This window comes from Streptomyces sp. NPDC093085, assembly GCF_040683935.1.
GTDB lineage: Bacteria > Actinomycetota > Actinomycetes > Streptomycetales > Streptomycetaceae > Streptomyces.
Window position 1 is genome coordinate 123,673 of record NZ_JBFBFB010000007.1, and the last position, 22,613, is coordinate 146,285.

Sequence of the window (22,613 nt, forward strand, 5' to 3'; positions counted from 1 at the left end):
CCCCGCCGGGGCTGCTTCCGGCGGGGCCGCTCTCTCCCGGCCGCTGAACCGGGGAACGCCGGAGAACGGGAGATCCCCGCCCCCCGGTGGCCGTTGGAGGGCGGGCACCGAAGGGCGGGGAGGGGTATCAGCGTACCGGGGTCACTCCGTCGCTATCGCGTTCAGGACATTCATACGGGCCGCGCGGAAGGCGGGGACCAGGGCGGCGACGAGCCCCACGAAGGCCGAGGCCACGAAGACCGTGGCGATGGTCGGCCAGGGGATGGAGAGAATCCGCATCCCCTCCAGGACCAGGAGTTTCTGGGCGGTCACGCCCCAGACCAGGCCCAGGCCGAGGCCCAGAAGGGCGCCGAAGAGGGCGATGACCACGGACTCCAGGCGGATCATGCGGCGGAGCTGGCGGCGGGAGAGGCCGATGGCGCGGAGGAGACCGATCTCGCGGGTGCGTTCCACCACCGAGAGGGCCAGGGTGTTCACCACGCCCAGCACCGCGACGATGATCGCGAGGGCCAGCAGGCCGTAGACGATGTTGAGGAGCTGGCTCACCTGGTCCCTCAGCTCCTGCTTGAAGTCCGCCTGGTTCTGCACCTGGTACTGGGGGTACGGGGCCAGCGCCTCCTTCAGGGCCGCGTACGCCTGCTTCTCCTTGCCCTTCTCGGCCGCCGCGAACATCATCAGGTTCTGCGGCATCCGGTCGGCCGGCACATACCGTTCGGCCGTTGTGATGTTCAGATACTTCGCGCCCTTGTCGACGTTCGTGTCGTCCGACGTGATCGCGGCCACCTTCAGGGTCGCGGTGCGGCCGCCCGCGAAGGAGACCTTCACCATGTCGCCCACCGTCACACCGTGCCGCTTCGCGTAAGCGCTGCCCAGGGACATCGCGTCGTCGCCGTACGCCGCCGGCAGGTCCCCCGCCACCACCTCGCGGCGCAGGTCCGTGGCGTAGGACGGGTCCGCGGCCGAGAGGAACGTACGGTCCTTCCTGCCGTCCGGCGTGGTCAGCTCCGCCGGGATCACCTTGTAGCGGGTGAAGTGCGTGATGTCCGGGGACTTCTCGGCCGCCGCCACCGCCTGCGCCACGACCGGCCGGCCCGTGGGGCTCTGGATGATGAAGTCGGCGCCGACCGAGCGGTCCAGCTCCCGGGTCGCCGAGGTCAGCATCGACGAGCTGACCACCGACAGACAGGCCACCAGCGCCAGGCCGATCATCAGGGCCGCGCCCGTCGCCCCCGTGCGCCTCGGGTTGCGCAGCGCGTTGCGCTCCGCCATCCGGCCGACCGGGCCGAACACCCGCAGCACCGCCGCGCCCAGCACCCGTACCACGCCGCCCGCCAGGAGCGGGCCGATGACCACGAAGCCCAGGAGGGACAGGACCACGCCCGTACCGAGGAAGAGGGAGCCCTCGCCCGCCTCGGTCGCCCTCGCCGCCAGCAGCAACGCCGCCGCGCCCAGCGCTGTCAGGGTCAGGCCGGCCGCCGCCCTGATCCGGCCGGCGTTGGCGTCCGCCGGGGTGCCCGCCTCGCGGAGGGCGGCCATCGGGGAGATCCGGGCGGCCCGGCGCGCCGGTACGTACGCGGACACGACCGTCACGACGACGCCCAGGAGCATCCCGGTCGCCGGGGTCGTCCACTTCACCGTCAGGTCGTCGGTGGAGAGGTTCATGCCGATCGCGTTCATGAGTTTCATCAGGCCGACGGCCAGGCCCACACCGGCCGCCACGCCCAGCACTGAGCCGGACACGCCGAGGAGCACCGCCTCCAGGAGCACCGAGCGGTTGATCTGCCGGCGGCTGGAGCCGAGGGCCCGCATCAGACCGATCTCGCGGGTGCGCTGGGCGACCAGCATCGAGAAGGTGTTGACGATGAGGAAGATGCCGACGAGGAAGGCGATCCCGGCGAAGCCGAGCATCGCGTACTTCATGACGTCGAGGAAGGAGCCGATGTCGGAGCGGCTGGCGTCCGCCGCCTCCTGCTGGGTGCGGAGTCGGTACGGGGCGTCGGTCCCCAGCGCCGCCGCCACGTTCCGCTTGAGCTGCTGGTCGCTGACGCCCTCGTCGGCCGTGACGTTGAGGTGGGAGAAGCGGCCGGTGGCGCCGAGCAGGGTCCGCTGGGCGGTGGCCGTGTCGAGGAAGACGAGCGTCGCCCCCGGGTTGGTGACGGTGAACGTCGCGATCCCGGAGAGCCGCGCCCGCACATCGCCCGCGGCCGTGATGGTGCGCAGCTCGTCGCCGAGCGCGAGGTGGTGCTTCTCGGCGGTGGCGGAGTCGATCATCACCTCGGTCGGGCCGCGCGGCGCGTGGCCCGAGGTGATCTTCATCGAACGGAGGTCGTTACGGGTCCAGTTGCCCGCGATCGTCGGCGCCCCGTTCGCCCCGCCCACGTCCTTGTCCGTGTGGTCGACGACCGTCACGCCCTCGCTGCTGACGGCGCCCTCGGCGGAGCGTACGCCCCGTGCCCCGCGTACGGTGTCGAGCGTGGCGGCCGGGAGGGAGTCGGGGCGGGCCGACTGGGCCGGGCCCCCGCCCTCGCCCCCGTCGCCGCCGGAGTCCGGGCCGGACGTCTTCGGGCTCACCGTGACATCCGACGCGGTGGCGGCGAAGAGCTTGTCGAAGGTCGCGTTCATCGTGTCGGTGAAGACGAGCGTCCCGCAGACGAACGCCACCGACAGCAGCACCGCGACGGCGGAGAGCGCCATGCGCCCCTTGTGCGCGGCGAAGTTCCGCAGGGATGTCCTGACGACGGTGCCGGTCATGACCTGCGCCCCCGCGCGTCGAAGTCCTTCATCCGGTCGAGCACGGCCTCGGGGGTCGGGCTCCGCATCTCGTCCACGATCCTGCCGTCCGCGAGATAGACGACCCGGTCCGCGTACGAGGCGGCCACCGGGTCGTGGGTGACCATCACGATCGTCTGCCCCAGCTCGTCCACCGAGCGGCGCAGGAAGCCGAGGATCTCGGCGCCGGCCCGGGAGTCCAGGTTCCCGGTCGGCTCGTCGCCGAAGATGATCTCGGGCTGCGCGGCGAGCGCGCGGGCCACGGCGACGCGCTGCTGCTGGCCGCCGGAGAGTTCCGTGGGGCGGTGGCCGAGCCGGTCGCCGAGCCCCACGGTCTCCACGACGTGGTGGAGCCAGGCGGCGTCCACCGGGCGGCCCGCGATGTCCATGGGGAGCCTGATGTTCTCGATGGCGCTGAGCGTCGGCAGCAGGTTGAACGCCTGGAAGATGAAGCCGATACGGTCCCGCCGCAACCGCGTGAGCTGCTTGTCCTTGAGCCCGGTCAGCTCGGTGCCGCCGAGGTGTATCTCGCCGGAGGACACCGTGTCCAGCCCGGCGAGGCAGTGCATCAGGGTCGACTTGCCGGAGCCGGAAGGCCCCATGATCGCGGTGAACTCCTCCGCCGCGATGTCCACGTCGACGTGGTCGAGCGCGACGACCCGGGTGTCCCCGGAACCGTACGCCTTGACGACCTGCCGCGCCCGTGCCGCGACGGCCGCCTTCCCTTCCGTGTCCCTCTGGCCGAGGGGCGTCACAGCCGATGTCACGGTTCTTCTCCTCCGTCGATTTCCTGGTGTCCTGCGCGATTTCGGGCGCCTTGCGGCGGATTGCCGCGCCTTCTGACGGCTTCTCACGTACGGGGCGTACGCCTGCCGTGTCCGTGAGCATCACGTTAAGGAGCCCGCCCCGTGCCCTACCTCCTCCACCGGGACGAACGGCCCCTGGACGGGGACTCGGAGGTCCCCCTAGGGGTTTTCGGCCGACGGCGGGGCTCCGGGGGCGGGTCGTCTCGGGGTAGGCCTCAGGGGTGGACGCCCTCTCCCGTACCCCCGCAGGTGAGTGAGAGGGTGTCCCCCGACAGATAGATGTACAGGGAAGGAATCATGTGAACGGCGGCGGAGGCATACCCGAGGACGGCACTCAGGACGGCGCCCGGACCGGCTCCCCCGTCGGCGCCCAGGCCGATGCCCCGGTCGGCGCCGGAGCCAGGACACAGGCCCCGCGCGGGCGCGGGCCCGTCGTCGCCGCGCTCATGGTGGGCATGGCGCTCGCCGCGCTGGACGGCACCGTCGTCTCCACGGCCGTCCCCCAGATCGTCGGCGACCTGGGCGGGTTCGCCGTCTTCTCCTGGCTCTTCTCCGGCTATCTGCTCGCCGTCACGGTCTCCCTGCCCGTCTACGGCAAACTCTCCGACACCGTCGGCCGCAAGCCCGTCCTGATCGCCGGGATCCTGCTCTTCCTCCTCGGCTCGCTGCTCTGCGCCACCGCGTGGAGCATGACCTCCCTGATCGCCTTCCGCGTCGTCCAGGGCCTCGGCGGCGGGGCGCTCCAGGGCACGGTGCAGACCATCGCCGCCGACCTCTACCCCCTGAAGGAGCGGCCGAAGATACAGGCCAAGCTCTCGACGGTCTGGGCCTCGGCCTCCGTGGCGGGCCCGGCGCTGGGCGGGTTCATCGCGGGGTACGCGGACTGGCGGTGGATCTTCCTGATCAACCTGCCGATCGGGGCGGTGGCGCTCTGGCTGATCGGACGGTATCTGTACGAGCCGCAGCGCGCCGCCACGGGGAGTACCGACGGGGTCGACGGTACGGGCCGCACAGATGGGGCGGGTGGTACGGGCCGTACGGATGGGGCGGGCGGTGCCCGTGGGGCGCGTAACAGAGGTAGGGAACGGGCGCGCGTCCGGCCGCGTATCGACTGGGCCGGCGCGCTCGGCATCTTCGCCACCGGCGCGCTCCTGCTCACCGCGCTCGTCCAGGGCGGTGTCGCCTGGCCCTGGCTCTCGTTCCCCTCCCTCGCGCTGCTCGCCGCCAGTGCGCTCCTCGGCGCCCTCACCGTCGTCGTCGAACGCCGCGCCGCCGAGCCGATCATCCCGGGGTGGGTCTGGCGGCGCCGCACCATCGCCGCCGTCAACCTGGCGCTCGGCGCGCTCGGGCTGCTGATGGTCGCCCCGACCGTCTTCCTCCCGACGTACGCGCAGTCCGTGCTCGGGCTCGGGCCGATCGCCGCCGGGTTCGTGCTCTCCGTCATGACGCTGAGCTGGCCGATCGCCGCCGCGTTCTCGAACCGGGTGTACGGGCGGATCGGCTTCCGGCACACCGCCGTCATCGGGATGTCCCTGGCCACCCTCTTCCTGCTCGCCTTCCCGCTGCTCCCCTACCCGGGCCACGCCTGGCAGCCGGCCCTGATCATGCTGCTGCTCGGCGCTTCGCTGGGGCTCTTCCAGCTTCCGCTGATCATCGGGGTGCAGTCCTCGGTCGGCTGGTCGGAACGGGGCACCGCCACCGCGTCCATACTCTTCTGCCGGCTGATCGGGCAGAGCGTGGGCGCCGCGCTCTTCGGCGCGGTCGCCAACTCCGTGCTCTCCGCGCGGCTGGCCGACGCGCCCGTCCCCGGGCTGCCCCAGGACGTGGACGGGGTCGCCCACGCCCTGGCGCGTCCCGCCACCCTCGGCGCCGACGCGGTCGACTATCTGCGCCGGGCGATGGACACGGCGGTCGACCATGTCTTCGTCGGCGCCGCCGGGGCGGGGGTGCTGGCGGTCCTCGCCCTGCTCCTCCTCGCCCCGCGCCGCTTCCCCCTGATCAGCGAGGCCGGGGCGGGCGAGCCGACGGCCGACGTGCCGGCGGCGGGCGCGTCGGCGACCGGCGCTTCGGCGACCGGCGCCGGCCGGCCGGTGCTCCCCCGGCCCACGGCCGAGCGGCCCGGCGCCGACGAGCCCGTGGCCCCGGGCCCCCTCGGCCCCACCGACGCCGACAAGGCGACGTGACGACGGCGGAGGAACGTCTGCGGAGGAACGCCGGTGGAGGAACGCCGTTGGAAGAGCACCTGCGGAGGAGCGCCCGCCGCCGGGGCCCCGGCGGCCGTACGTCACTCCTCCGCCGAGGCCCAGGCGGCCCTCCGTCACTCCTCCGTCGGCGCCCGTCCCGTCAGCGCCGCCAGGCTGTTCCGTACGTGCGCCATGTGCGCCCGCATCTCCTCGCGCGCCTCGTCGTCCACCCGTATCCGCCGCTCCGTGTCCCGCGCCACCGCGTCCGCCTCCGCGCGCGCCCGCGCCATCAACTGGCCCGCCTGGTCCTCCGCGTCCTCCTGACGGTGCCTCGCCTGCTCCCCCGCCGCCGAGAGACCGCGCCGCGCCTCCGCCAGCCGCGCCTCGGCCCGCGCGGTCAGTTCCGCCTCCTCCGCCTCCTGCGCCGCCTCGCGCGCCGCGCGCTCCCGGTCGCTCGCCGCGAGCCGCTCCGCGTGCTTCTGCTCCATCTCCTCGATCAGCCGCTCGGTGCGCCGGCGCACCTCCCGCAACTCCGCGACGGCCTCGGCGACCCGGTCCGCGCCCTCCGCGCGGGCCTCCTCGCGCGCCGCGTCCCCCGTCTCGTGCGCCGCCCCCACGGTCCGCTCGGCCACCGCCTCCGCGTCCGCCCGTACGGCCTCGGCCTCCGCGCGGGCCGCCTCGCGCAGCTCCCGCGCCGCCGTCTCCGCCGCCGTGACCAGCGCCGCGCACTCCTCGCGCACCTCGGCCCTGAGCGTCTGGTCCTCCCGGACCGCGAGCGCCAGTATCTGCTGGGCACGGGCGCCCAGCGTCTCGTACGTCGGCGGCTCCAGCACCGCCACCCGCGCCGCCAGCAGCTCCGCCTCGCCCGCCAACTGCTCGGCCTGCGCGGTCAGCCGGTCCTCCCGCTCACGGGCGTCGGCGAGGTCCTGGGAGAGCGCGGTGTACTCCCGGTCGACCTGTTCGGGACGGTAACCCCGGCCCCGTACCGACACGAAGCCATGCTCCGACAACGGTGCACCACCCATCTTTGAAGCCCCTCTCGGGCAAGCGAAGACGTCACGGACTGAATGAACGAACGGGCTGAACGAAGGAACGAACGAAGGGATGAACGAAGGAACGACGAAGGGACGACGAAGGGAACGGACGCGGGGTCGGGTACAGCGAGGCGCCCACCGCCATGCGGTGGGCGCCTCGGCCTCCGTACCGACGCTCGCTCTGCTAACGAACCATCAGAGCAATCCGTCCCACATCTGCTCCAGCAGTACCGACCACCAGTTCTCCGGCGAGGAGAGCGCCGCCGGGTCGAGCGCGGCGAGCTGCGCCTGGAAGTCGACGGTCCAGCGGCCCGCCTGCTCCGGCGTCAGCCCGTACCGCAGCCGCCACATCCGTCCCAGCAGCGCCAGGGAGCGGGTGAACTCCGGCAGCCCGGTGTTGACGAACTGCGGTGGCACGGGCTGTCCGCCGGGCCCCGCCTCCACCGGTACGGCCATGATGTGCGCCGTCCCGTACTGGACGCAGAGCGCCCGGCCGAAGTCGCTCCCCATCACCAGGTACGAACCCGCGTCCGCCGCCGGCTGGACCTGGCGCTGCGCCGCGAGTTCGGCGAGCGTCGGCACCACGGGCTGCGGGGGCTGCGCCCAGAAGAACGGCCCGAAGTCGGCCGGCAGCCCCGCCCACACCAGCGTGCGCGCCACCAGCTCGGGGACGCCCTGCCGGGAGACGGCGCTCTGGCCGAAGCGGCAGATGCCCTGGGGGCCGAAGGCCGCCGCCAGTTCCTGCGCGATCCCCTCCGGCGGCACCGGCGGCGCGGGCTGCATCGGCGGCAGCGGTGCCCGGACCGGCGCGGGGCGCGCGGGGCCGTCCGCGACCTGGTGCAGCTCGCCCTGGTGGGTGAGGAGATGGCGCATGCCCTGCTGGCGGCTGGCGTGGTCCTGGCCGTACGGGGCGACGCTGGTGATCCTGACCTGGGGCCAGGTCTCCCGGATCATCCGGGCGCAGTAGCCGCCGGGCAGTTCGCAGGACTCCAGTTCGGTGTGGAGTTCGAGGACCTGCTGCGGCGGCACGTTCATGGCGCGCAGCTCGTGCAGGATCTGCCACTCCGGGTGCGGGGTGCCGGGTGCGGAGCGCCGGATGATCTGCGCCTCGGAGCCGTCGGGCGCCCGGTAGCGCAGCACGGCCTGGTACCCGGGGCCGACGGTCGGCACCCCGGCGGGCTGCGGCGGGTAGCCGTACGACGGGGGTACGGGAGCGGACGGCGGTACGGGGCCGGGTCCGGGTCCGGGTCCGGTCGGCGGTACGGGGCCGGGCGGGCCCGGGGGCATGCCGGGGGCCTGCGGGGGCGCGGCCGGGGGTGCGGCCTGCGGGGGTACGGGGCCGCCGACGGAGCCGCCCATCTGGGCCGGGCCCGCGAGCATCGTCGCCGCGTGGTGCACCCCGCCGGGGGGTGTGCCGGGGGCGCCCGGGGCACCGGGGGGCGTGCCGGGAGCGGCGGGGGCGCCCGGAGCGCCTGGTGCGCCGGGGGGGCCCGGCGGGGCCAGGGGGTTCTGGCCGCCCTGGCTCGGGGCGAACATCGTGGCCGCCTGGTGGACACCGCCCGGCGGGGTGCCGGGGGCGCCCGGGGCACCGGGCGGGCCCGGGGGCTGCAGGGCGCCGGGCGGACCGGGGGGAGCCAGCGGGTTCTGGCCGCCCTGGCTCGGGTCCGCGAACATCGTCGCCGCGTGGTGCACCCCGCCGGGGGGCGTCCCCGGGGCACCGGGCGGGCCCGGGGGCGCCGGGACGCCGGAGCCGATACTGGGCGCGAGCTGGGTGGGCAGATACCCCCCGGCGGGGGCACCGGGCGCCCCGGGGCCCGACGGGGGCGGGGTCGCGCCGGGGATCCCCGGGGCGCCGGGCGGCGGCGGGGTCGTCGCGCCGCCCCCGCGGGTACCGCGCGCCGGGACCCCGGCCTTGCTCGTCGTGGCGTCGGCGATGTCCCCGGCGCCACCGGTGCCCGGGGCGGCGGGGGTACCGGGCACCGGGGTGCCCGTACCGCCCGTACCGCCGGATCCCGTACCACCGGAACCCGTACCGCCGGAACCGATGCCGTCGGATCCCGTACCGCCGGACCCGGTGGTGTCGCCGGGGAGGTCCAGCGCCGGTGCCAGGGCGGTACGGGGGAGCTGACTGCCGCCGGAGATCAGCGCGGTCGGCGCCTCGGCCGGGACGCTGGGCGGCGGGGTGTCGTCGTCCGCCGCGATCAGCGGCGGCGCGAAGACCGTGGCGGGCAGCGGTACGGAGCCGTCGTCCCCCGAGGCGGAGGAGTGGCTGGTGTCGATCCCGGCCCAGGGCGTCGCCCCGACCGGCGCGCCGGGCGCGCCCGTGGTGCCCGGCGCGCTCGGCGGCGGGGTGGCGGGGACGCCGTCGTTGGCGGTCGGCTCGTACGCGGGGACGGCACCCGGAGCCGCCGGAGCGGCAGGGGCCGCCGGGACACCCGGGGACGCCCCCGAGCCGGCCCCGGACACCGGCCCGGATCCCGGCCCCGAGGCCGTCCCGGATCCCGGCCCCGAACCCGTGTCCGCGCCCGGCACCGCACCCGGCGACGTACCCGAACCCGAACCCGCCGCCGCACCCGGCGCCGCACCCGAACCCGAACCCGCGCCCGTGCCCGTGCCCGAACCCGCCCTGTGGTCCGGAATGCCCATCCGGTCCGCCGCGTCCTGGAGCCACTCCGGGGGCGTCAGCAGGAACGACGTCTGGTTCAGGTCGATCCGGGCCGGGGGCTCCGGCGCCGTGGCCGCCGCGGGCTCGCCCCGGCCGCCGTACTCCTCCTCGTAACGGCGGATCACCTCGCCGACCGGCAGCCCCGGCCAGAGCGTGGCCTCGCCGCTGTCGCGCGCGATCACCAGCCGCTGCCGGCCGCCGTCCGAGACGGGGCCGTTCTCGCGGTCCTCCGCCCAGGCCACGAAGCCGAGGTCGAACTCCCGGACCCGCACCTCACGGTGCTGGTAGCCGGGCACATCGCCGTTCACCCACTCTTCCGCGCGCTCCTGCGCCTGCGCGAAGGTCACCACCGCGCTCATCCCTCCACCGGGACGGCGCGCGCGAAGGCGCCGTCCACCATCAGGTTCGCCACGGTCTCCAGCTCCGGCGGGCTGCCCGCCAGCCGCAGCAGGAACGCGTCGAAGTCGTCACCACAGGGCAGGAGCAGCCGCTCCACCCGCTCCTGGACACTCCAGCCGTCCTGGTCCCTGGCGTCGTCGTACGGCGAGAACCAGACCGAGCCGGTGCGCTCGCCCCGTACCTTCACCGCGAGCAGCCCGCCCTGGACGAAGGCGACCGCCAGATAGTCCTTGGTGAGATGGTCCCGCAGACACTTGTTGACGTAGACCACGTCGTTGACGGCGGCCTCGTCGCGCACCGTGAAGAACGGCTGGTCGACCAGGAGCCCCAGCTCCGGGTCGAGCGCCGCGCCCACCGGCGCGCAGCCGCCCGCGGCCTTGAGGAACGAGCGGTAGGCGCCCGGCAGCCGGTAGCCGAGGTCCTCCTCCACGTTCTGGACCATCGCCTCGCCCACCGGCACCGACGCCTTCGGCAGCCCGAAGTGGACCGGGCGGGTCTCCTGGAGCGGGCGCGTGCCGCGCTTCGCGTGGTCAACCGGCGTGGTGGCCAGACCGCCGTGGTGCCGCAGCAGCGCCTTCACCTCGGCCGGGACCAGCTCCATCCGGCGGGTCCCCGCCACGTGGTGCCAGGTCCAGCCGTGCGGGGTCGCCACCGCCGGGATCGTGTCCCACAGTTCATGGCCCGATGCCGCCAGCGCGGCGTTGGCGGAGACGTAGTCCGTCAGCCGCAGCTCGTCCACGCCGAAGCCCTCCGGGGGCTCGGCGATCTCCGCCGCCACGCGGGCGTACGGCGCGAAATCCGGGTAGCCGTCGGCGTCGACCCGTACCCCTCTGGGGTGCCGGGAAGCCCGGACCGGGTCCGGGAAATGTACGACCTGCCCGGCGTAGGCCGCGTTCGGTGGCGCGGCTTGCTGCCCGAGCCGACCTGTCGTCATGGCGGTTGCCCCCTGCTGCGCGTCCGGCTGGTTCCACAGCCCTGGTTGCAGGACAGCCTATGCGGTGCGGCAAGGGCCCGATCCGGCCCGTCTCCCCCGCCCCTCCCCGCCCGGATCCCCGTCCCGGTCCCTGCCCCGGTTGCTGCTCGGATCCCCGCCTCGCTCCCCGCCCCGTCCGCGTCCCCGCCGCGTCCCGTTCCCCGGCCCGCTGTCCGTGCGTCGGCGGTACGTCGGCGGTACGTCAGCCGTGCGCCGACGGTGCGCGGACCGGTCCGTCACCAGGCCGTCGACCGGTCCGCCGGTGGTCCGCCGTCAGGTCCGTGACTGTCTTGTTCTCGCCCTCGGCTGTCTCGTTCGCCCCGTACTCCCCACCACTCCCACCGGCTCCCACCGGCTCCCACCGGCGCACCGCCGCCGCCCGGTCACGCTCCGCTACGTACGCCCCCGTGTGCCCCGCGCCCCCGGGCGCCACGCCGAGGGCCACCGCCGCCCGTGCCGGCCTGCCGCACCCCGTGTGACCCCGCGCAACCCCCCGGCACCCCGTCACACGGCGAAGATTCCGCGTCAGGATCTCCACCGATCCACGCCGATCCGACCCGATCAGCTCCTCAGCTTCCCCACAGTGCGTCACATTTGGCAGGCTGTCCCGGCAACATGGGGGGTGTCACGCACCGTCGGCTACCGGCCGCCGGTGAGGGGAGGGAGCAGCACCATGCACACCGCAGAGCAGACACCGCGGACCGCGCAGGCGGAGCAGGCCCGGCCGGCGGGGCCGTCGGGCCCGGCCGGCTCCGGCACCCCGGGCCTCCCAGGGCTCCCAGGGCTCGCGGGGCCCTCCGGCGATCCACGGCTGAGCTGGCGGTCCGCCGAGGCGCGGCTCCCGCCCTCCGTACGGCAGCGCAGGGACGGCATCCTGCCCGCCGTCGCCGCCGCGCTCTCGGTCCGGGGCACGACCCTCACCTGCACCGCGGGCAAGGCCGACCAGCCGCCCGCGCTGCACCCGCTCGTACAGGACTTCCTCGACACGCTCACCAGCGGCCAGCGGGAGCGGTTCACCGGCCGCTGCCCGGAGGCCATCCTGCTCTCGCGCCATCTCGCGGCGGCCGAGGAGGACCGGTCGAAGCGGGCGAGACGAAAACCCCTGACCCACGGCGAGGCCCGGCGTTCCCTCAAGCACGCCAAGCTGACCGCGCGCCGGATCCGGGAGGACGGCGACCCGCTGCACGGCAGTTACGCTCCGCCCTGCCGCTCCTGCGCCGCGCTGCTGGACCACTTCGGGGTACGGTCCGTCGAGCCCACCGAGGGCGGCTGACCATGGCGCACCCCACGGACCACCCGCACGCCCCGAGCCCCATGAACCACCCGCGTCCGCACACCAGCACCCGCTTCCCCGTCCCCGTCGACGCCGCGCTGCGCGACGCGGGCTGGGAGCCGGGCCGCTGGGACATCGCGCGGGCCGAGGAGTGGGCGGACATCCTGCGCGCCCATATCGCCCCGGCCGGCCACCGGCTCAGCGTCTTCCCGGCCGCGATCGAGGCCTGGGCGGAATTCGGCGGCCTCCGCATCAGCGCCCCGGGGCCCGGCCGCCAGATCGCCCCGGCCACCCTCCGTATCGACCCCACGGCGGGGCTCCACCACGCCCGTACCCTCACCGACCTCGGACGCTCCCTGGACACGGAGCTGAGCCCGCTCGGCGAGGAGGGCGCGGGGCAGGCGGTCCTCGCGATCGACGGCGAGGGCCGCGTGTACAGCATCGACCACACCGGGGACTGGTATCTGGGCCCGGACATCGACCAGGCCCTGAAGACCCTGATCACCGGCTTGGAACCGGCCCGGCTGACCTCGCCCTGAGCCGGGCCCGGCGGGGCGGGGAGGCGGGACGGAGCAGGCATACTTTCCGGGTGCCGATGCCACGCGATCAGAGACCAGGGGGCGGGCCGTCCGTGCGGCGCTCCCCGGGCCGTCCGCCGGTGCCGCTGGAGCGGATCGTCGCGGCGGCGCTGCGGATCGTCGACGAGGAGGGCGCCGAGGCCCTGTCGATGCGGACCCTCGCCCAGCGGCTGGGGTCCGGGACGGCCACGCTCTACCGGCACTTCGACAACCGCGCCGCTCTCGTGGCGCACGTGGTGGACCGCGTGTTCGGCACGGTCGAACTCGACGGCGGCGAAGGCGACGGAGGCGACACGGGCGACGAAGGCGGCAAGGGCGGCAAGGGCGACAAGGGCAGCCAAGGCGACGGAGTGGCCGGGGCCGACTGGCGGCAGGCGTGCCGTACGACGGCGCGGGCCATGTTCGACGCCCTGGCCCGGCACCGCAACGTCGCGCCGCTGCTCTTCGAGCGGATCCCGCTGGGCCCCCACGCGATGGCGGTACGCGAGTCCTGCGTGGCGGCGCTGCTCGCCGCCGGGTTCCCGCCGAGGACCGCGGCACACGCCTATGCGACGCTGTCGCGCTATGTGCTGGGCTTCGCGGTCCAGTTCCGGGGCCCCGGTGACCCGGCGCGGGCCGAGGAGGCCGAGGCGTCGGCCGTGTTCCGGGAGGCCGATCCGGCGCGGTATCCCGCCACCGTGGCGGTGGCGGCCTGGCTGCCCGTACCGCTGGAGGAGGAGTTCGCCTTCGGGCTCGAACTCGTCCTCGACGGCCTCGGCCGGCTCCGCGACGACGGCTGACCCGCGCGGTCACCCGGCCCGCGCGGCCGCCGGAGGGGTACGCGGCCGGTGGTCGGATTCGGATACCGGCGACCGGCGGCCTGCGACCGGCGGTCATGGCCGCCTCGGTCAGGACGCCGCCGGTGTCATGGCCCGCGCTGCCGCCTCTGTGGTGGCGAGGAAGTCCCGGGTGGCGATGTGCCCGAGGTAGCCGTCGGGCCGGATCAGCAGCAGGGTGTCCCCGGTCAGGCCGTAGGCGCGCCGCACCGTGTTCCCGGCATCGGAGAAGGCGCGCTCGACACTGCCGGCGGCGCGCCCGGCACCCCCACCATCGCGCCCGGCACCCCCGGCGGCGCTCCCGCCCACGCCCTCGGCGCTCCCGCCCTCGCCGATGGTGATCTTCGTCAGCCCCGCGCCCGCCGTGGGCCAGTCGAGCTGTCCGAGCGCGCGGGCGGCACCGGCGCCGTAGCCGATGGCGGTGAAGCCCGGTCCCCGGAGGATGTCGAAGAGCCGGGTCCTGGCGCCGTCGGGGCCGAGCAGTTCGGCGTCCGGCGCCCGGTCCCCCACCCGTAGCGTGCGGGTGCGTTCGCCGTCGGCGGGAGCGAGCGGGCCGCCGAAGTAGGTCAGGGCGAGCTGCTGTTCGTCCTTGCCGCGCTTCATGCTCGACGGGTCGAGGCGGGACATGCCGGTCCACTTCTCCGTGGAGAGCCCGAGGACGCCCGCCGCGATGGGCCGCCGCTCGGCCTCGTACGTCTCCAGCAGGCGCGGGCCGGCCCCGGCGAGGACCTGGCCGAGCTTCCAGCCGAGGTTGTAGGCGTCCTGGATACCGGTGTTCAGCCCCTGGGCGCCGGCCGGGGTGTGCACATGCGCGGCGTCACCGGCGAGGAGGACCCGCCCCTGGCCGTACCGCTCGGCGAGGCGGATGTTGGGCCGGAACACGGAGGTCCACCGGATGTCGTGGAGTCGGATGCGCCGGTCGCGGGTGTGCGCGTGGATCCGTTCGGCGATCCGCTCCCTCTCCAGGGAGGGTTCCTCGCCGGGCGCCAGCCGGATGATCCACTGGAACAGGTCGCCGCCCGGCAGCGGGCAGGCGCCGATGAGCCGCCCGCCGCGGCCGGGCCACATGTGCCACCGGTCGCGGGAGAGGCCGCTGACGACCGCGTCGACGATGAGAATCCGCTCGGCCTCGTCGGTCGACCCGGTGAACCCGATGCCGAGCCGCTTGCGGACCTGGCTGGCGCCGCCGTCCGCCCCCACCACATACCGGGCGGTGATCACCTCGACGCCGTCCGGGCCCGCCACCTCGGCGCGGGCCGTCTCCGTGTCCTGGGTCAGCCCGACCAGCTCCCGGCCGAACTCGGCGCCGTGGTGCGCCGCGCCGAGCCGGGTGTGGAGGGCGCGGTCCGTACGGAACTGGGGGATCAGCCAGGTGTTGGGGTGGGGGACGTCCGGGGTGGCCCGCTTGCGCGGGAACATCCGCCACGGAACGGTCAGCGGCCCGAGATGGAACCCCAGGAGCGGATAGGCCCCGCCCCCGGCCAGCACGTCGTCCAGCGCGCCCAGGTCGTGGAGGATCTCCAGGCTCCGGGGCTGCACGCCCTTGGCGCGGGACCCGCCGAACGCCTGCGGCGCCTTGTCGACGATACGGATGTCCAGGCCGCGCCGGACCAGGTCGATCGCGAGGGCCGTACCGGAGGGGCCCGCGCCGACGACCAGGACGTCGATGGCGTCGGGGGCGGGGGAGGCACCGGGAGCGCCGGTGGCGCCGGGGGTATCGGAGGGCTCTGACCAGGAATTCATAATGGTTACAGTGTTGCCGTTATTGGCCCCCTGTCAAGCCGGGCGCCTCCCGGAGCCGCGAGCCGAGGTACGCGGCCCCCGGAGACGCCAAGGTCCAGGAGACGCCAGGAGACCCGAAACCCCGGAGCCCAGGAGACGCCGGGGAGGCGGTTACGTCAGAAGATCGCCAGCGGGTTGACCGGGACGCCGGTCAGGCCGTGGACACGCGGCGGCGCGACCGTGAGCAGGAAGGCATAGCGGCCCGTCTCCGCGCAGACGGCGGCCAGCTCCGCCAGGTCGGCGACGTCGATCAGGGGCAGGCCCAGCAGGGGCAGGGCGACCCGGTGCAGGGGGCCCGGCAGGGCGGGGTCCAGCGGGGGATGGGCGTCGCCGAGGTCGCCCGCGTACAGGGAGACACCGCGCTCGTGCATCCACCGCACCGCGTCCAGGCCGATGCCCGGCATCGGGCGCGCCGGGTCGATCGCGTACTCCCACCCGAAGCGCACCACCAGGGCGTCCCCGGACTCCAGCCGTACGCCCTGACGCGCCTCGGCCGCCTCGAAATCCGCCCGGGTGACCGCGTACCCGGCGGGCAGCGGGCCCTCGGCGGCGAGGTCGAGCAGGACGCCCCGGGTGGCGATCCCGGCGGCGAACGCCCGCGTGGAGCCGTGCCGCACGCCGGCCGGGGTGACGCTCTCGGCGCCGGGGCGGCCGGGGTAGACCTGCCCTTCGACCATCTGATGGGCCAGGGCGTCGAGGTGGGTGGAGCGTACGTGGTGGTTGGTGACCAGCATCATGTCGGCCGACGCGGGGAACTCCCCGGTGTACTGCATGAGCTGCTGGACGGGCGAGGCGTCCCGCGTGGTGGGCGCGAAAGGACCGCTGACGAACGGTGCCGGCTCGATCGGTCGCGCCAGCGAGACCGCCCGCCCGGTCCGCGCCTCGGCGGCGCCTCTGGCCCGGGCCTCGTCGGTGATCAGATTGAGCGTCCCCAGCTCGTCGTCCGCGCCCCAGCGGCCCCAATTGCTGGGCAGGTCCTGCTTGTTGACGGTTCCGGCAGTGCCGTCGTCCTTCGATTCCGTACTCATGCGCCGAACCTAGTACCCCTCCCGGCACCAGCGGGTGACACACCCCCGGGCAGGGCACGCCCGGCGATTGTCAGGCCGCATCCGACCGGGCCCGGCCGGATGCCCGGTCCGGCGCCCGGTCCGGCGCCCGGTCCGGCAGCACCGCCGACACCCGGAAGCCCCCCGCGTCCGTGACCCCCGAGACGAACGCCCCGCCCAGCGCCGTCACCCGTTCCCTCATCCCCACCAGCCCGTTCCCCCCGCTGGGCAGCCCCGCGTCCTGGGCGCCGACGTCCGAGGGGCCGTTCTCGACCTGCATCGCGACCTCGGACTCCCGGTGCGCGAGCCGCACCATGACCTTCGCGCCCGCCGCGTGCTTCAGGACATTGGTCAGGGCCTCCTGCACCACCCGGTACGCGGTCTGCTCCACCTCCGGCGGGTACGGGCGCGACTCGCCCTGCACCATCAGCTCCACCACCATCCCCGTGTCCCGGGACTCCCCCACCAGCGCCTCGATGTCCCGCATCCCCGGGCCGTCCTCGGCGGCAGCGGCGGCGGCAGCGGCGGCGGCCCGCGCCACCGAGGCCAACGGCACCCCGGCATCCGTACCCCCCGGAGCCACGCCCCCCGGAACGCCTCCCCCCGAGCCCGTCACCCCCGCAGCCTCCCCCGCCTGCCGGGCCGCCACCTGCTCGCCCGTACGGAGCACCCCGAGCATCTCCCGCAGCTCGGTCAGCGCCTGCCGGCCCAACTCGCCGACCAGCGCCGCGTTCTTCACCGCCTTCTGCGGGTCCTTCAACGCCACCGCCTGGAGCGCCGCCGCGTGCACCACCATCAGGCTCACCCGGTGCGCCACCACGTCGTGCATCTCCCGGGCGATCCGCGTCCGCTCCTCCGTACGCGCCCACTCCGCCCGCTGCTCCGCCCGGTCGGCCAGCAGCGACAGTTCCTGCTCCAGGCTGTCCGCCCGCTCCCGCAGGCTCTCCATCAGACGGCGCCTGGCCCCCACGTACAGCCCGAGCAGCACCGGCGGCGCCGTCATCCCGACCGACATCATCACCGCGACGACCGGGACGTACCAGCGCGCCGAGTCGAGCGCCGTGTTCACCACGTTCTGCGAGGTCCGCACCACCGTCACGATCAGCGTGCCGGCGAACGACATCCCCGCCAGCGCCCCGGTGATCCGGCGCGGCACCTCCGACGCGGCCAGCGTGTAGAGCCCCACCAGGCTCATCAGATATCCCATGTCCGCGGGCGTGATGGCGATCGCCACCAGCACCACGGCGAACGGCCACCGCCGCCGTACCAGCAGCATCGACCCGGCTATCAGCCCGAACAGCACCCCCGCGGAGACCGGCACCGCCGCCGTCCGCGCGAACTGCACCCCCTGCACCCCGCACTCCAGAGCCGACACCACCGCCAGCCCCGCATCGAGCACGACACTCCGCCGCCGCCCCCACCACCAGTACCCACGAGCGGCCATGCCCGCCGCGTCCTGGTGTGCCCCCGTTGTGGTCATGTCTCCCACCCTACGGGCGCCCGCACCCCGTTTTCCGGTGACCTCGGCACCACGAATCACGACATGACATGCCGGGAACAGAAGTCGATCACTCGAACTGGTGAATCGTCTGCACATTCGAGCCGGAGGGGTGCGTTCCGCCAGACGATACGACCTATGAATGCACTTCACCGTACATACACCGACTTCGAGGGACTTCGCGGCCAGGTCCTGGCCCTGCGCCGCCAGGGACTCAGCCGTCGCCAGATCCGCGACCGGCTCCACATCCACAACAACGACATCCTCAATCGCCTCGTGGAGGGCGAGCCGCCCCCGAAGCGCACCAAGCGGGCGAACGGCAAGGGCGATCTCCGCGCAAAAGCCCGTGAGCTGCGCCTGAAGGGCCTCACGTACGACCAGATCCAGATCGAGCTGGGCTGCTCGAAGAGTTCGATCTCCCTATGGGTACGGGATCTCCCGAAGCCGGACCGACGCGACGCGCAGGAACAGGCGAGGCTGGCGGCCCGGAAGCGCTGGGAGCACGAACTGGTGGTCCGGGACGAGGAACGACAGAAGACGAAGGCCGCGGCGGCCACCGAGATCGGCCCGCTGAGCGACCGGGACCTGTTCCTCGTCGGCGTCGCCCTCTACTGGGCGGAAGGCGCAAAGGACAAGGCTTACGACCGTCGCGAGAACACCACCTTCATCAACAGTGACCCGAGCGTGATCGCGATCTATCTCGCCTGGCTCGCGTTGCTCGGCGTGGAGAAGGACCGTGTGCGCTATCGCTTGATGATCCATGAGTCGGCCGACGCGGAGGCCGCCCAGCGCTACTGGGCCGACCTGGCGGGCGTCGATGCGTCCGTCTTCCAGAAGACCACGCTGAAGAAGCACAACCCCAGGACGGCGCGGAAGAACACCGGCGAAAACTACCGGGGCTGCTTGATCGTCCGGGTCTCCCAGGGCGCGGAGTTGTACCGTCGGATTGAAGGCTGGTGGTCCGGGATCACGTGCCCCTTCACCTCCGGTAGGGTCTGAGGCGGTGATCCACCGTTCCGCCGTGGGGTAGCGGCATCCCGCAGGCCTTTGGAGCCTTGAGACGCTGGTTCGAATCCAGCCGGCGGAGCCATCAGGACGGGCCCCGACCTCCTCGGTCGGGGCCCGTCCTCGTTTACGGCGGACTACCCCCCGGTATCCTGCGATGGACCATCACCCGAAGCCGAAGGGCATCTCCGTGAGCGCCAACCGCCCGGCAGCCGTCATCGTCCTCGCAGCGGGTGAAGGTACCCGCATGAAGTCGAGGACACCCAAGGTTCTGCACGAGGTCTGCGGGCGTTCGCTCGTGGGTCATGTCGTCTCCGCGGCACGGGAGCTCGATCCGCGGGAGCTGGTCGTGGTCGTGGGCCACGCCAGGGAGCAGGTCGAGGGGCATCTCACCGGGGCGTATCCGGGGGTGCGGGCCGCCTGGCAGGAGACGCAGCTCGGGACCGGGCACGCCGTGCGGATGGCGTTGCGGGAGATGGGGAGCGCACCGCACGGGACCGTGGTCGTGGTCTGCGGCGACACCCCGCTGCTCTCCGGGGCGACGCTCAACGCGCTCGCCGCGACGCATGCCGCCGACGGCAACGCGGTGACCGTACTGACCGCCGAGGTGCCGGACGCGACCGGGTACGGGCGGATCGTGCGGGACGGGGCGAGCGGCGCGGTGACGGCGATCGTGGAGCACAAGGACGCGACCGACGCGCAGCGGGCGATCCGGGAGATCAACTCGGGGGTGTTCGCCTTCGACGGCCAGTTGCTGGCGGACGCGCTGGGCAAGGTGCGTACGGACAACAGTCAGGGCGAGGAGTACCTGACGGACGTCCTGGGCATCCTGCGGGAGGCGGGCCACCGGGTGGGGGCTTCGGTCGCGGAGGACCACCGGGAGATCCTCGGGATCAACAACCGCGTCCAGCTCGCGGAGGCGCGCCGGCTGCTCAACGAGCGGCTGCTGGTGGAGGCGATGCTGGCGGGCGTGACGGTGGTGGATCCGGCGTCGGTGTCCGTGGATGTGACGGTGACGTTCGAGCAGGACGCGGTGGTGCATCCGGGGACGCAGCTCCTGGGGTCGACGCATCTCGGCGAGGGGTGCGAGGTGGGACCGAACTCGCGGCTGAAGGACACGGCCGTGGGCGCGGGCGCGCGCGTGGACAACACGGTGGCGGACGGGGCGGAGGTGGGCGAGGGCGCGATGGTGGGTCCGTACGCCTATCTGCGGCCGGGTACGCGACTGGGCGTGCGGGCGAAGGCGGGTACGTACGTGGAGATGAAGAACGCGACGATCGGCGAGGGTACGAAGGTGCCGCACCTCTCGTACGTGGGGGACGCGACGATCGGCGAGTACACCAACATCGGCGCGGCGAGCGTGTTCGTGAACTACGACGGCGAGTCGAAGCACCACACGACGGTCGGCTCACACTGCAAGACGGGCTCGGACAACATGTTTGTGGCGCCTGTCACGGTGGGGGACGGCGCGTACACCGCCGCCGGTTCGGTGATCACGAAGGACGTACCGCCGGGTTCGCTGGCCGTCGCCCGTGGCCAGCAGCGGAATATCGAGGGCTGGGTGGCGCGGAAGCGTCCGGGGAGCGCGGCCGCCCAGGCGGCGGCGTCGGCCGCCGCGACGCCGGCCGGGACGTCGGCGAACGGTGCGGACGAAAGCTGACCGGAAAGAGGCGCACCGATCACGGCGTACCGTGATAACTGCACATCTGCACGATTCGGCTGGCTCGCAGGGACGCCTCGCAGGGACGCGCGCGGCTCGGCGGCCACCAACACGTCTGAGGAGACAGTGCTGTGACCGGGATCAAGACGACCGGCGAGAAGAAGCTGATGCTCTTCTCCGGCCGCGCCCACCCCGAGTTGGCCGAGGAGGTCGCGCAACAACTCGGTGTCGGGATCGTGCCGACCAAGGCTTTCGATTTCGCCAACGGTGAGATCTACGTCCGCTACCAGGAGTCCGCGCGGGGTGCGGACTGTTTCCTGATCCAGAGCCACACGGCTCCGATCAACAAGTGGATCATGGAGCAGCTCATCATGATCGACGCCCTGAAACGGGCGTCGGCGCGCTCCATCACGGTGATCGTGCCGTTCTACGGTTACGCCCGCCAGGACAAGAAGCACCGCGGCCGGGAGCCGATTTCGGCCAGGCTGGTGGCGGATCTGATGAAGACGGCGGGCGCGGACCGGATCCTCACGGTCGACCTGCACACCGACCAGATCCAGGGCTTCTTCGACGGCCCGGTGGACCACCTCTTCGCGCTGCCGGTGCTGGCGGACTACGTGGCCGGGAAGGTGGACCGTACGAAGCTGACGGTGGTCTCCCCGGACGCGGGCCGGGTCCGGGTCGCGGACCGCTGGTGCGACCGGCTGGGCGCGCCGCTGGCGATCGTGCACAAGCGGCGGGACAAGGACGTCGCGAACCAGGTGACGGTCCACGAGGTCGTCGGCAATGTCGCGGGCCGGGTCTGTGTGCTGGTCGACGACATGATCGACACCGGCGGCACGATCTGCGCGGCGGCGGACGCGCTCTTCGCGCACGGCGCGGAGGACGTCATAGTGACGGCGACGCACGGTGTCCTGTCGGGCCCGGCGGCGGACCGGCTGAAGAACTCGAAGGTGAGCGAGTTCGTCTTCACGAACTCGCTGCCGGACCCGGGCAACCTGGACCTGGACAAGATCACGGTGCTGTCGATCGCGCCGACGATCGCGCGGGCGGTGCGCGAGGTCTTCGAGGACGGTTCGGTGACGAGCCTCTTCGAGGAGGAGGCGTAGCCGGCGTGACGCCATGGCGCCGTGACGGCGTGACGCCACGACGCCATGACGGCGTGACGGCGTGACGGCGTGACGGCGTGACGGCGTGACGGCGTGAGCGATCCGGACCCTGCCCGGGTCCGGAAGATCGATTTCTGAGGCGGCCTCCCCGCCGGGTAGACTTCTCCAGTTGCTCGGCGAGGGAGGCCGCACCTGTGTGCGGCTGGTCCGTTATCGACGCGCTCTTCGTAGCAGGCCCGTTGTGGCCGGGTGACGGCCCGATTACCTCCGTAATCCACGGTCACCCCCGTGGTCCACGGTTCACCTACGAGGAGTGCGACAGCCATGGCTGAAGTGAAGATCGCCGCCGAGATCCGTACCGAGTTCGGCAAGGGCGTGGCGCGCCGTACGCGCGTCGCCGGCAAGGTCCCCGGGATCGTCTACGGTCACGGCGCGGACACCGTGCACGTCACCCTGCCGGGCCACGAGCTGATGATGGCGCTGAAGACGGCGAACGCGCTGATCAGCCTGGACATCGAGGGCCGCAACGAGCTGGTCATCCCGAAGGCCGTGCAGCGCAACGCGCTCAAGGGCCACATCGAGCACGTCGACCTGCTCGCGGTGAAGCGCGGCGAGAAGGTCGCCGTCGAGGTGGCCGTGCACACCGAGGGCGAGCTGGCGCCGGGCTCCAACCTGCTGGAGAACGTCCTCAACACGATCACCGTCGAGGCCGAGGCCACCCACATCCCGGAGGCCGTGACGGTCTCGATCGCGGGGCTGGACGCGGGCGCTTCCGTCCTGGCCAAGGACATCCCGCTGCCGTCGGGCACCACGCTGGTGACGGACGCGGACGCGGTCGTCATCCAGGTCCTGGCCGCGCAGGCCGAGGAGCCGGCCGGCGAGGAGACCGAGGCGGCCGAGGGCGCCGAGGCCTGATCGCCGGGTCCTCGGATCCCTTGATCGGATGTACGGACGGGGTGGTGGGCCTGCGGGCCCGCCACCCCGTTCTTTCCTGCCCACCACTCTTTCCTGCCTCTTT

At 73.4% G+C, this 22,613-nt stretch carries 16 protein-coding genes and 1 tRNA gene; 9 read left to right on the forward strand and 8 right to left on the reverse strand.

Annotated elements, in window-relative coordinates:
• Positions 1-141: 141 nt before the first annotated feature.
• The gene (locus AB0O07_RS21195; protein WP_365635496.1) at positions 142-2,751 is read right to left on the reverse strand and encodes an FtsX-like permease family protein; all 2,610 of its coding nucleotides are present in this window, start codon (positions 2,749-2,751) and stop codon (positions 142-144) included.
• Positions 2,748-3,536, reverse strand: a complete 789-nt coding sequence (locus AB0O07_RS21200; protein WP_365635498.1) for an ABC transporter ATP-binding protein — start codon at positions 3,534-3,536, stop codon at positions 2,748-2,750. Before AB0O07_RS21200 ends, AB0O07_RS21195 begins: the two co-directional genes overlap by 4 nt.
• A gap of 485 nt (positions 3,537-4,021) precedes the next feature.
• Between AB0O07_RS21200 and AB0O07_RS21205 the strand changes: the two genes are divergently transcribed.
• Positions 4,022-5,758 (forward strand): MFS transporter, encoded by a 1,737-nt coding sequence (locus tag AB0O07_RS21205; protein ID WP_365635794.1) that lies wholly within the window; start codon positions 4,022-4,024, stop codon positions 5,756-5,758.
• 134 nt (positions 5,759-5,892) lie between these two features.
• On the opposite strand, the gene AB0O07_RS21210 is transcribed toward AB0O07_RS21205, so the two are convergent.
• The 3 genes from AB0O07_RS21210 to AB0O07_RS21220 all read right to left on the reverse strand — a co-directional run bounded on the left by AB0O07_RS21210 (position 5,893) and on the right by AB0O07_RS21220 (position 10,790).
• Positions 5,893-6,750 carry a cellulose-binding protein gene (locus AB0O07_RS21210; protein WP_365635500.1) on the reverse strand — a complete coding sequence of 286 codons (858 nt, stop codon included), beginning with the start codon at positions 6,748-6,750 and terminating at the stop codon, positions 5,893-5,895.
• A gap of 237 nt (positions 6,751-6,987) precedes the next feature.
• Complete coding sequence (locus AB0O07_RS21215; RefSeq protein WP_365635502.1) at positions 6,988-9,816, reverse strand: SUKH-4 family immunity protein; 2,829 nt, start codon at positions 9,814-9,816, stop codon at positions 6,988-6,990.
• Positions 9,813-10,790: an HNH endonuclease gene (locus AB0O07_RS21220; protein ID WP_365635504.1), complete on the reverse strand. Its 978-nt coding sequence runs from the start codon at positions 10,788-10,790 to the stop codon at positions 9,813-9,815. The genes AB0O07_RS21215 and AB0O07_RS21220 overlap by 4 nt, the downstream gene beginning before the upstream one ends.
• 712 nt (positions 10,791-11,502) lie before the next feature.
• On the opposite strand from AB0O07_RS21220, the gene AB0O07_RS21225 reads away from it, so the two are divergent.
• The 3 genes from AB0O07_RS21225 (at position 11,503) to AB0O07_RS21235 (ending at position 13,459) form a co-directional block, all read left to right on the forward strand.
• Complete coding sequence (locus tag AB0O07_RS21225) at positions 11,503-12,102, forward strand: YwqJ-related putative deaminase (RefSeq protein WP_365635506.1); 600 nt, start codon at positions 11,503-11,505, stop codon at positions 12,100-12,102.
• A 41-nt stretch (positions 12,103-12,143) separates the two neighbouring features.
• Positions 12,144-12,641 carry an SUKH-3 domain-containing protein gene (locus AB0O07_RS21230; RefSeq protein ID WP_365635796.1) on the forward strand — a complete coding sequence of 166 codons (498 nt, stop codon included), beginning with the start codon at positions 12,144-12,146 and terminating at the stop codon, positions 12,639-12,641.
• 92 nt (positions 12,642-12,733) lie between these two features.
• Complete coding sequence (locus AB0O07_RS21235) at positions 12,734-13,459, forward strand: TetR/AcrR family transcriptional regulator (RefSeq protein ID WP_365635507.1); 726 nt, start codon at positions 12,734-12,736, stop codon at positions 13,457-13,459.
• Positions 13,460-13,567: 108 nt separating this feature from the next.
• On the opposite strand, the gene AB0O07_RS21240 is transcribed toward AB0O07_RS21235, so the two are convergent.
• The 3 genes from AB0O07_RS21240 to AB0O07_RS21250 form a co-directional block, all read right to left on the reverse strand.
• On the reverse strand, positions 13,568-15,238 hold the full coding sequence (locus AB0O07_RS21240) for an FAD-dependent oxidoreductase (protein WP_365635509.1): 1,671 nt from the start codon (positions 15,236-15,238) through the stop codon (positions 13,568-13,570).
• A 155-nt stretch (positions 15,239-15,393) separates the two neighbouring features.
• A complete protein-coding gene (locus AB0O07_RS21245) occupies positions 15,394-16,305 on the reverse strand; it encodes a cyclase family protein (RefSeq protein WP_365635511.1) in 912 nt (303 codons plus the stop codon).
• A gap of 70 nt (positions 16,306-16,375) precedes the next feature.
• Positions 16,376-17,803 (reverse strand): histidine kinase, encoded by a 1,428-nt coding sequence (locus AB0O07_RS21250; protein ID WP_365635513.1) that lies wholly within the window; start codon positions 17,801-17,803, stop codon positions 16,376-16,378.
• 156 nt (positions 17,804-17,959) lie between these two features.
• Here AB0O07_RS21250 and AB0O07_RS21255 point away from each other — a divergent pair, with 156 nt between their 5' ends.
• From AB0O07_RS21255 to AB0O07_RS21275, 5 genes are all read left to right on the forward strand, one after another.
• Positions 17,960-18,820 (forward strand): hypothetical protein, encoded by an 861-nt coding sequence (locus AB0O07_RS21255; RefSeq protein ID WP_365635515.1) that lies wholly within the window; start codon positions 17,960-17,962, stop codon positions 18,818-18,820.
• Positions 18,821-18,836: 16 nt separating this feature from the next.
• Positions 18,837-18,911: transfer RNA gene (locus AB0O07_RS21260), tRNA-Gln, on the forward strand.
• A gap of 105 nt (positions 18,912-19,016) precedes the next feature.
• The gene (glmU, locus tag AB0O07_RS21265; RefSeq protein WP_365635517.1) at positions 19,017-20,486 is read left to right on the forward strand and encodes a bifunctional UDP-N-acetylglucosamine diphosphorylase/glucosamine-1-phosphate N-acetyltransferase GlmU; all 1,470 of its coding nucleotides are present in this window, start codon (positions 19,017-19,019) and stop codon (positions 20,484-20,486) included.
• 131 nt (positions 20,487-20,617) lie between these two features.
• On the forward strand, positions 20,618-21,595 hold the full coding sequence (locus tag AB0O07_RS21270) for a ribose-phosphate diphosphokinase (protein WP_365635519.1): 978 nt from the start codon (positions 20,618-20,620) through the stop codon (positions 21,593-21,595).
• 324 nt (positions 21,596-21,919) lie between these two features.
• The gene (locus tag AB0O07_RS21275) at positions 21,920-22,510 is read left to right on the forward strand and encodes a 50S ribosomal protein L25/general stress protein Ctc (protein WP_365635521.1); all 591 of its coding nucleotides are present in this window, start codon (positions 21,920-21,922) and stop codon (positions 22,508-22,510) included.
• The last annotated feature ends 103 nt before the right edge of the window (positions 22,511-22,613 follow it).

Coding starts and splice junctions, on each gene's coding strand:
- AB0O07_RS21195 (WP_365635496.1), bottom strand. CDS start 2,751: ATGACCGGCACCGTCGTCAGGACATCCCTGCGGAACTTCGCCGCGCAC.
- AB0O07_RS21205 (WP_365635794.1), top strand. CDS start 4,022: ATGGTGGGCATGGCGCTCGCCGCGCTGGACGGCACCGTCGTCTCCACG.
- AB0O07_RS21215 (WP_365635502.1), bottom strand. CDS start 9,816: ATGAGCGCGGTGGTGACCTTCGCGCAGGCGCAGGAGCGCGCGGAAGAG.
- AB0O07_RS21220 (WP_365635504.1), bottom strand. CDS start 10,790: ATGACGACAGGTCGGCTCGGGCAGCAAGCCGCGCCACCGAACGCGGCC.
- AB0O07_RS21225 (WP_365635506.1), top strand. CDS start 11,503: ATGCACACCGCAGAGCAGACACCGCGGACCGCGCAGGCGGAGCAGGCC.
- AB0O07_RS21230 (WP_365635796.1), top strand. CDS start 12,144: ATGAACCACCCGCGTCCGCACACCAGCACCCGCTTCCCCGTCCCCGTC.
- AB0O07_RS21240 (WP_365635509.1), bottom strand. CDS start 15,238: ATGAATTCCTGGTCAGAGCCCTCCGATACCCCCGGCGCCACCGGCGCT.
- AB0O07_RS21245 (WP_365635511.1), bottom strand. CDS start 16,305: ATGAGTACGGAATCGAAGGACGACGGCACTGCCGGAACCGTCAACAAG.
- AB0O07_RS21250 (WP_365635513.1), bottom strand. CDS start 17,803: ATGACCACAACGGGGGCACACCAGGACGCGGCGGGCATGGCCGCTCGT.
- AB0O07_RS21255 (WP_365635515.1), top strand. CDS start 17,960: ATGAATGCACTTCACCGTACATACACCGACTTCGAGGGACTTCGCGGC.
- AB0O07_RS21275 (WP_365635521.1), top strand. CDS start 21,920: ATGGCTGAAGTGAAGATCGCCGCCGAGATCCGTACCGAGTTCGGCAAG.